Source organism: Acidiphilium sp., assembly GCF_049977125.1.
Lineage (GTDB): Bacteria > Pseudomonadota > Alphaproteobacteria > Acetobacterales > Acetobacteraceae > Acidiphilium.
On the sequence record NZ_JBMFGY010000122.1, the window covers coordinates 1 to 8,867 of the forward strand.

An 8,867-nucleotide genomic window follows, 5' to 3' on the forward strand; every position below is an offset into this window, starting at 1 on the left:
GGTCAGGGGGCTTTGCCCCCTGGACCCCCACTAAGGGCGAGGCCCTTAGAACCCGATGGATTTTAAAGGCTCCGCCTTTAACGGGGTCCAGGGGCAGCGCCCCTGGCCTTACTGGCTACCCCAAGCCCCACCCTCCCGACCATTGGACGTATGACGGTCATCGTGACGTGCGGGCGGGGGTTTTGGCGACGGTGGGATCGTCGTTGATTTTCGGGCCGCGGCGCAGATGATGTTCGCCCAGAAGCAGAAGGATCGGGGCGGCGATATAAATGCTTGATGACGTGCCGACGACGATGCCGAACAGCATGATCCAGGCGAAGCCGGAGAGTGACGCGCCGCCGAACAGGGCGAGCGGCAGGGCGGCGAGGAAGACGGTGCTTGAGGTGCCGAGGGTTCGGTTGAGGGTTTCGTTGATCGACAGGTCGATCAGGTCGCGCAGCGGCATGGTTTTGTATTTGCGCAGGTTTTCGCGCATCCGGTCATAGACCACGACTTTGTCGTTGGTGGAGTAGCCGATCACGGTGAGGATGGCCGCGATCGTGACCAGGTCGAACGGGATCTGGGTAATCACCATGAAGCCGATCGTCTTGGTGACGTCGAGGATCAGGGTGGTGACGGCGCCGACCGCGAACTGCCATTCGAAGCGGAACCAGATATAGACCAGGATCATCAGGAAGCTGAGGCCGAGGGCGATGATGCCCTGGCGGAACAATGTGGCCGAGACCGAGGCGCCGATGGCCTGGGTGGATAGGATGTCAGCACCGGGGATGGTCGTTTTGACGACGGTTTCGGCGGCGGTGAGGGATTGTTCGGTCGCCTGGGCATTGGCTTTGGATTCCAGGCTGATCAGCACGCCCTTGCCGTTGCCAAAGCCTTGCAGCGCGGCGCCTTGCAGGTGGGCGGCGTCGAGCCCGGCGCGGAGCTTGGCGAAATCGGGTTTGGTGGGTGTCGCGACCTGGATGACGACGCCGCCCTTGAAATCGAGGCCAAGATTGAGTCCGGGGTGGATGAACAGGATGATCGAGGCGGTGGAGAGCACGGCCGAGACCATCAGGCCGATGAAGCGCCCCTTCATGAAGCGGATGCGCGTGCCGTCCGGCACCAGGCGGAAGGCGGGGGTGGTGAGGAATTTCATGCGCTTGGCCTTAGTAAACCGGCAGGGCGGCGGGGCGGCGGGCGATATACCAGCGCGCCGTGATCAGCCGGACCAGAACGGTCGAGGTGAAGAGGGTGGTGATGATGCCGACACAGATGGTCACCGCGAAGCCGCGCACCGGCGGCGAGCCAAAGATGAACAGCGTGATATGCGCAAGCAAGGTGGTCACGTTGGAATCGATGATGGTGCCGTAAGCGCGCTTGTAGCCGGCTTCGAGGGCGGCGAGCGGTTTGCGGCCGAGTTTGACCTCCTCGCGGACACGCTCGTTGATCAGCACGTTGGCATCGACCGCCATGCCGAGCGTGAGCAGGATGCCGGCCATGCCGGGCAGGGTAAGGGTTGCACCCATCAGGGAGAGCACCGCGACCAGAAGGAGCAGGTTGACCACCAGGGCGATATTCGCGAACCAGCCGAACAGGCCATAGAAACTCGCCATGAACAGGATGACCAGAGCGAAGCCCACGGCGAGCGAGATGATGCCGGCGCGGATCGCATCGGCGCCGAGTTCGGGGCCGACGCTTTGCTGTTCGACCACGGTGAGCGGGGCAGGCAGCGCGCCGGCGCGCAGCAGCAGTGCGAGGTCGGTGGCGGATTGGGCGGTGAAATTGCCGGTGATCTGGCCTTGCCCGCCGATGATCGGGGTCTGGATGACCGGCGCCTCGATGATTTTATGGTCGAGTTCGATGGCGAAGAGTTTGCCGACATTCTTGGTGGTGATTTCGGCGAATTTGCGTGCGCCCTCGCCATTGAAGGTGAAATTGACCACCCATTGGCCGGTTTGCGGGTCCTGTCCGGCCTGGGCGTTGGTGAGGTCGGCGCCGTCGACCGCGACGCGGGACCGGATTGCCATGGTTTGGGTCGAATCGTTCAGCATCGGCAGGATCTCGACGCCGGGTGGTGGGGTCTTGGTTTCAGGGTTCACGTTCTGCGCGACCATATGAAAGGTCATGTGCGCGGTTTTGCCGAGCAGGCGCTTGATCCGGTTGGGGTCTGACACGCCGGGGAGCTGGATTACGATCTGATCGGTGCCTTGGCGCGCGATCTGGGGGTCGACCACGCCGGAACCATCGATCCGGCGGCCGATGATCGTGATCGATTGGGCGATCGCCTGACTTTGTTTCGCGATCAGCCCGGCACGCGAGAGGGTGAGGGTGACGGCGCCGGCGTTCGAGATGTGGATGTCGAGATCAGGAGCACCGCCGGCGGCCTCGACCGGGCTGATCAGCCGTTCGAGGATCGGCCGGGCGGCGGCGGCATCGGAGGGTTTCAACAGGTTGAACTGGACGCGCTTGGCCGGGACATTGGCGCCAAGATCGGTATAGCCGATGTCGGCCTTGAGCAGGGCGTGGCGCACATCGTCGGTCAGGCCGGTGAGTTGCTCCTTCACCACGGCGTTCATGTCGATCTGCATCAACAGGTACGATCCGCCGCGCAGATCGAGCCCGAGATGGATCTGCGGCCAGGGAATATCCGGCAGCGGACGCTTGATCAGGTTCGGCAAAGCGAGCAGCACGCCGATGGCGCAGAACAGCACGATCAGGGTGGTTTTCAGGCGCGAGAAATAGAGCATGGGCGGCGATGGGTCCTTGAGCGAGCCGGGTACTCGGCGGGGGTGGTATGGCGGGGCCGGCTTGTGCGTGCAAGTGTAGCGATGAACGGGGAGGGTTTCGGTGGACAGGCTGAAAATCGGTGTGATCGGTGCGGGGCATTTCGGGCGTTTTCATGCGCTCAAAACAGCGGCGGCGGAACGGGCGGTGCTGGTGGGGCTGCACGACCCTGATGCCGCGCGGGCCGGGCTGGTCGCGGCTGAGGCGGGTTGCGCGGTGCTGGATCTCGATGGGCTGATCGCGGCGGCCGATGCGTTGATCATCGCGGCACCGGCGGATGCGCATTTCCCGCTGGCGATGCGGGGTTTGGCGGCCGGGCGGCATGTGCTGATCGAAAAACCGATCGCCGCGACCCTGGATGAGGCGGATCAGCTGGCGGCGATGGCGGCGGCGCGGGGATTGGTGTTGCAGGTGGGGCATCTGGAACGGTTTTCCGCGGCGCATGGCGCGGTGGCGGCGCGGATGGGGCGACCCCTTTATATCGAGGCCGTGCGGGTGGCGCCGTTCAAGCCACGCGGGACCGATGTTTCGGTCATTCTCGATCTCATGATCCATGATCTCGATCTGGTGCTGGCCTTGGTCGGCCAGCCGATCGAGAGCGTCGATGCGGTGGGTGCGGCGGTGGCGAGCGCGCATGACGACATCGCCAACGCACGGGTGCATTTCGCCGATGGCTGCGTGGCGACCATCACGGCGAGCCGGATTTCACTGAAAACCGAGCGCAAGATGCGGATTTTTTCCGAGGCCGGGTATCTGACGGTGGATTTCGCGGCCAAGACGCTGACTCTGATCGGGCGCGATCGCGGCATGGCGCTGCCGGGGTTCGAGGAATTCGGGCTGGAGACGGCAAGCTGGCAGGATCATGACGCACTGGCTGCCGAACACGCCGCGTTCCATGCCGCCTGCCTCGATGGAGGTGCGGTTCTGGTCGATGCGGCGGCGGGGCGGCGGGCGCTCGAGGCGGCGATCAAGGTGAGCGCCTCGATCGCGGCAAGCCGGGCGCGGGCCGTGCGGTCGGGGCTGATCCGATAGCGGAAGCGTCGCCGCGACCGGCACGGGCCGGTTTAGAGCGATATGCGATTAAGTTGACGCGACAGCGGCAACATAATCGCATGAAATCGCTCGAAAAAACATAGAGCTCTAGCGGTTGAGTGCCGCCATCTGGCTGGCCGCATAGCGGGTGCCGGAAGCCGATCCTGGGGGCATGGCGCGTTCGAGTTTGGCGAGGTCGGCGGCGGACAGCGGTACGTCGAAGGCGGCGAGATTTTCATCGAGATGGTCGCGTTTGCCGGTGCCGGGGATCGGCACGACGTCGCTGCCCTGGGCGAGCACGAAGGCGAGGGCGAGTTGTCCGGTCTTGCAGCGGAGGCGATGGGCCATTTCCTCCAGGATCGTGACCAGCGTGAGGTTGCGGGCGAAGTTTTCACCGGTAAAGCGCGGCTGGGCGCGGCGGGCGTCACCTTCGGGGATATCCTCGGGGGATTTGAACATGCCGGTCAGAAAACCCCGGCCGAGCGGCGAATAGGGCACGAAGCCGATGCCGAGTTCGCGCAATGTCGGCAGCACTTCGAACTCCATATCGCGCGTCCAGAGTGAATACTCGCTCTGGACCGCGGCGATCCGGTGCACGGCGTGGGCGCGGCGGATCGTGTTGGGGGCGGCTTCGGAGAGGCCGATGTAGCGGATTTTGCCCTCGGCCACGAGGTCGGCCATCGCACCGACGGTCTCCTCGATCGGCACGGTGGGATCGACCCTGTGCTGGTAATACAGATCGATGGTCTCGACGCCGAGCCGCTTCAGGCTGGCCTCGCAGCATTGCCGGACATAGGCCGGCCGGCCGCAGACGCCGCGGAACGTGCCGTCCGGATCGCGGACATTGCCGAATTTCGTCGCGATGATGACCTGATCGCGGAACGGCGCGAGCGCGCGGCCGAGCAGGATTTCGTTGGCGCCCATGCCATAGATGTCCGCCGTGTCGAACAGGGTCACGCCACGCTCCACCGCGTGGCGGATCGTGGCGATCGCTTCGTCATCGTCGCGCGCGGCGTAGAAATCAGACATGCCCATGCAGCCGAGCCCGATGGCGGAAACCACCAGCGATGTGCCAAGCCTGCGTTCGTTCATCGGCGATATCTCCTGGGATGGTGCGAACAGAGCACCCTCACACTGTTTCATGTGGCTGATCGTGACGGCTTGGCAAGCGTGTTCGTTGCCAACATTACGCGATGTGAGAGGCGTTCGCCAGGATTGCGGCGATCAGGCGTCCTGCAGGGCGGCCGGGCCGATGGCGGTTGCCGTGCGGGCGACGATGGCCGCCTTGGCCTGGGCGAATTGATCCGCCGGCAGGTAGTGGGACAGCACCTCGTCCGGCGTGCCATCGGCGCGGACCTGGCCCTGATCCATCCAGATCACCCGGTTGCACCATTGCATGACGACATCGGCCGAGTGGCTCGACAACACGAGGATTTCAGCGCCGCGCACCATCGATTCCAGCCGTTGGCGCGCGCGGCCCATAAAGGCGGCATCCCCGGCCAGAATCCATTCGTCCATCAGCAGGATCTGGGGGCGGATGGCGGTGGCGAGGGCGAAGCCGAGCCGCACCATCATGCCCGAGGAATAGATCCGCACCGGCAGATCGATGAATTGGGCAAGCTCGGCGAAGGCGGCGACATCCTCCTGCAAGCGTGCGATCTCGGCGTTATGCAAGCCGCTGAACAAGCCGCGCAGGCGGATGTTCTCGCGTCCGGTGAGGTCGGGGTTCATGCCCTGGCCGGCATCGAGCAGGGCGGAGAGCGCGCCATCGATGGTGATGCGCCCGCCGCTCGGCTCGTAGATCCCGGCGAGGGTGCGCAGCAGCGTGGTTTTGCCGGCGCCGTTGGAGCCGACCAGGCCGAGCCGGTCACCCGAACGGAGTTCGAAATTCACGTCGCGCACCGCCTGCACCACGACGCGCTTGCGGGCGTCCTCGCCCAGGCGGCCGCGGCCGGACGCGGCGGCCAGCATGGTTTTTTTCAGGCTGCGGCTCTCGCCGTGGTACAGCGGGAAATTGATCGAGAGCGCCTCGGCGCGGATCATGGTCATGCCGTCAGACCCAGAACGCGATGCGGCTGCGCGCCCGCACGAAGAAGACGCCGGAAATCAGGATCAGTGCCGCGGAAAATCCGAGGGCTGAGTCCCAGGTCGCAGCACTCGGCATCTGGTTCAGCAGAGGCGCGCGCATGATTTGCAGCAGTGAATAGAACGGGTTCCAGTTGAGCAGGATGACGCCGATGCCGCGATCCTTCAGGATTTGGGGACTCCAGATGATCGGGCTGACGAAGAAGGCGATCTGCATGACGCTGGCGATGATCGGCGGCACATCGCGGAACCGGGCGCAGAAGCCGCCGAACAGCAGTGACACCGCCATGCCATCGATCAACCAGAGCGCGAACGCCGGCAGGGCCATGAACGCGACCTTGCCCGGCCAGGTGTTTTCCAGGGCGAACACGACCACGATCACGATCACCGAATGGGCCAGCACCATCACGTTGCGCACGACGCTGCGTGCCGCATGCATCGACATCGGCATCCGCATCGCGTGGATCGTGGCGTTCGCCGAGGTGTAGGCGACGCAGGCGTCGGTCACGGTCGAGGTGATGAAATTGTTCCACAACACGAGCGAGAGCGACAGGAATGGCAGGTAGGTGTGCAGATCGGTCTTGAACAGATGCGAATAAACAAAGCCGAGCGCCGCGATCATCACCCCGGTCGAGAGGGTCAGCCAGAACGGGCCGAGCAGAGAGCCGCGATAGCGCAGCTTGATGTCGAGGAAGGCGAGAGTCCAGACCAGGCGCCGCAGGGTCCAGGTTTCAGCGAGATCGCGGCCGGCCTGGACGAACAGGCCGGGCCAGCCGAGGCCGGCGGTGATCACCAGATGCGCGTCGCGCCGGTTCAGCACGGTGCCTTCATCGATTGCGCCGGCGATCGGCAGGGCTTCGGCCGCTGCGGGGTCGGCGGGGACGATTTCGGGTGTCTTGCTGGTGGCCGTCGAGCTCATGATCCGGCGATACAGGAAGGCATCGAGCGCTTCAACCGAGGCGGCGGTTCAACACGGAAAGCTTGCCGCGATTTCATGCCGCGGGGTTGGTTTCGAGCGGGGCCAGCCGTGTGGTCACGCCGCGCAGGATGCGGACGCGCTCGCCCGGATGCAGGCTGGTGGGCTGCGGCTGCATGACCGAGATGATCGTGCCGTTGGTTTCGCGCACGATGAATTCGGTCGCGGGGGCCAGGGTTTCGCCGGCGCTCGCCGGGGCGCCGAGCGCGCCGAGCACGCCGCCCTCGGCACCGGCGATCTGCAGGATCACCTCACGCGCGGACACGATGGTTCCGGTAGCTCCCGGCGGTGCGGTGGACGACATGGCGGCCGGGGGTGACGCGGTGCAGCCGGCGAGCGCCCCGATCGTCAGCAGGGCGCCGAGCGCCGCGCCGATCCGCCATCCCGGCGCGTTTCGATCGGTGCCGGCGGCGGATGCTGCGATCTGATTGCGGAAATACCCCATGAAAACTCCGTCATCGGCCAGTATTGCCAAAGACATAGGCGAAAAATCGCGCCTGTCCATGCGCGGGGCGGCGGATGGCCTGATCGGGCGTGGGGTGAATTTGGTGGTTGCCATAAAATCACCATTAAGTTAGGGGGTTTATAGGATGTCCTTCATTCGCCGTTCGAGGCTTGCGGCGAAATTGGCGCGTCGGATGAAATCACCGCGCGTCACACTGCGTAAAATCCGCCCGAGCGGCGGCGTTTGGGAGAGTTTGGTCGTGCATCAAGAGTCGGCGATGACGGTTCCGTTTTCTGCGACGACGCGCCGCGACCGCGCGATGCCGCTGCGGCGATGGATGTTCAGATTGTCCGGGGTCGCGGCGGTCGCGTTTTTGTCGGCCTGCGCCTCGCATCAGTCGAGCCTGCCGCCGACGCAGCAAGCCGCCGATTATGCCGCACACGCGCCGGGCAATTACACGCCGCCCGGCCCGCCGAATGATCCGTGGGGACCCTATATCCGCCAGGCCTCGGCGCGGTTCGATGTGCCGACCAAATGGATCCGCCAGGTCATGCGGGTGGAATCCGGCGGGCATGAATATATGAACGGGCATCTGACCGTCTCCTATACCGGCGCGATGGGGCTGATGCAGCTCGAACCCGAAACCTACCGCGAAATGGCCGCCCGCTACGGCCTGGGGACAGACCCCTACAACCCCTATAATAATATCATGGCGGGGGCCGCGTATATTCACGAGATGTACCAGATCTATGGCTCGCCCGGTTTTCTGGCGGCGTATAACGCGGGGCCGGGACGGCTCGATGATTATCTCGACTACAAGCAGCCGCTGCCCAACCAGACCCGCCAGTATGTCGCGATGATCGCGCCGAATATCGCGGGGGTCTATCCGGCCAGCCAATCGCCAGCGGTGGATCTCGCGATGAATGCCCTGCCGGCGCGAATCCGGCCCGGGTTGCGGCCGGGGTATCAGGAGGCTTCGACCGAATCGCTCAACGCCTCCCAATTGGCCGCGAACGGTTCGGCCACGCCGGCGCCGCAGATCGAAACCGCGATGCTGACGCCGCGGATGGAAGCGGCCGCCGCGCCGATGATGCCACCGCCGCCGCCACGGCAGGCGCCGGTTCAGATGGCGATGCTGACCCCGCCGCCCGTGGTCGAACGACCGCGCTATACGCCGCCCGCCGCGCGGGTTTTGCCGCCGCTGCATCGGGACACCGGTTTTTCGCTGATGCCGACCGCCGAGGCCGCCGCCCCGCCGCCCCTGCCACCGGCGGCAACCGCGACCCAAGGCAGCGGATCGCGCTGGGGCATTCAGGTCGGCGCGTATGACACGCCGGCCCATGCGAAGGCGGCACTCGGTATCGCCGAGCTTTCGGCGGTGTCCTCGCTGATCACCGGTCAGGCGGTGGTGCTGCCGATCGCGACGGCGCATGGGCAATTCTATCGCGCCCGCTTCGTCGATCTGCCGCATCAGCAGGCGATCGCCGCCTGCCAGCGGCTGAATAACGGTCCGACCGGTTGCGAAGTGTTGTCGCCCGCGGCGCAGTGAGGCGGCGCGACCGGAAA

General features: G+C 65.2%; 8 protein-coding genes. 2 read left to right on the forward strand and 6 right to left on the reverse strand.

All coding sequences use genetic code 11. The annotated features are described in order from the left end of the window. Positions 1-157 precede the first annotated feature (157 nt). Together secF and secD are read right to left on the reverse strand one after the other, a co-directional pair. Entirely contained in the window at positions 158-1,135 is a 978-nt protein-coding gene (secF, locus tag ACP5E6_RS14390; protein WP_427955037.1) for a protein translocase subunit SecF, read from the reverse strand. Positions 1,136-1,145: 10 nt separating this feature from the next. Further along, on the reverse strand, positions 1,146-2,726 hold the full coding sequence (secD, locus tag ACP5E6_RS14395; protein ID WP_427955038.1) for a protein translocase subunit SecD: 1,581 nt from the start codon (positions 2,724-2,726) through the stop codon (positions 1,146-1,148). 100 nt (positions 2,727-2,826) lie between these two features. On the opposite strand from secD, the gene ACP5E6_RS14400 reads away from it, so the two are divergent. Continuing rightward, complete coding sequence (locus ACP5E6_RS14400; protein WP_427955039.1) at positions 2,827-3,795, forward strand: Gfo/Idh/MocA family protein; 969 nt, start codon at positions 2,827-2,829, stop codon at positions 3,793-3,795. A gap of 108 nt (positions 3,796-3,903) precedes the next feature. Here the strand turns inward: ACP5E6_RS14400 and ACP5E6_RS14405 are convergent, their stop codons facing one another. The 4 genes from ACP5E6_RS14405 to ACP5E6_RS14420 all read right to left on the reverse strand — a co-directional run bounded on the left by ACP5E6_RS14405 (position 3,904) and on the right by ACP5E6_RS14420 (position 7,415). Then, positions 3,904-4,887: an aldo/keto reductase gene (locus tag ACP5E6_RS14405; RefSeq protein WP_427955041.1), complete on the reverse strand. Its 984-nt coding sequence runs from the start codon at positions 4,885-4,887 to the stop codon at positions 3,904-3,906. A 132-nt stretch (positions 4,888-5,019) separates the two neighbouring features. Further along, entirely contained in the window at positions 5,020-5,844 is an 825-nt protein-coding gene (locus tag ACP5E6_RS14410; protein ID WP_427955042.1) for an ABC transporter ATP-binding protein, read from the reverse strand. A gap of 4 nt (positions 5,845-5,848) precedes the next feature. Next, positions 5,849-6,799, reverse strand: coding sequence for an ABC transporter permease (locus tag ACP5E6_RS14415; protein WP_427955044.1), 951 nt, complete (start codon positions 6,797-6,799; stop codon positions 5,849-5,851). Positions 6,800-6,872: 73 nt separating this feature from the next. Beyond that, positions 6,873-7,415, reverse strand: coding sequence for a hypothetical protein (locus ACP5E6_RS14420; RefSeq protein ID WP_427955045.1), 543 nt, complete (start codon positions 7,413-7,415; stop codon positions 6,873-6,875). 79 nt (positions 7,416-7,494) lie between these two features. Between ACP5E6_RS14420 and ACP5E6_RS14425 the strand changes: the two genes are divergently transcribed. Continuing rightward, a complete protein-coding gene (locus ACP5E6_RS14425) occupies positions 7,495-8,850 on the forward strand; it encodes a transglycosylase SLT domain-containing protein (RefSeq protein ID WP_427955046.1) in 1,356 nt (451 codons plus the stop codon). The last annotated feature ends 17 nt before the right edge of the window (positions 8,851-8,867 follow it).

Bases quoted from the DNA above. Each gene is read 5' to 3' on its own strand.
- secF (WP_427955037.1), bottom strand. From the start codon at position 1,135: ATGAAATTCCTCACCACCCCCGCCTTCCGCCTGGTGCCGGACGGCACG.
- secD (WP_427955038.1), bottom strand. From the start codon at position 2,726: ATGCTCTATTTCTCGCGCCTGAAAACCACCCTGATCGTGCTGTTCTGC.
- ACP5E6_RS14405 (WP_427955041.1), bottom strand. From the start codon at position 4,887: ATGAACGAACGCAGGCTTGGCACATCGCTGGTGGTTTCCGCCATCGGG.
- ACP5E6_RS14425 (WP_427955046.1), top strand. From the start codon at position 7,495: ATGAAATCACCGCGCGTCACACTGCGTAAAATCCGCCCGAGCGGCGGC.
- ACP5E6_RS14415 (WP_427955044.1), bottom strand. From the start codon at position 6,799: ATGAGCTCGACGGCCACCAGCAAGACACCCGAAATCGTCCCCGCCGAC.
- ACP5E6_RS14420 (WP_427955045.1), bottom strand. From the start codon at position 7,415: ATGGCAACCACCAAATTCACCCCACGCCCGATCAGGCCATCCGCCGCC.
- ACP5E6_RS14410 (WP_427955042.1), bottom strand. From the start codon at position 5,844: ATGACCATGATCCGCGCCGAGGCGCTCTCGATCAATTTCCCGCTGTAC.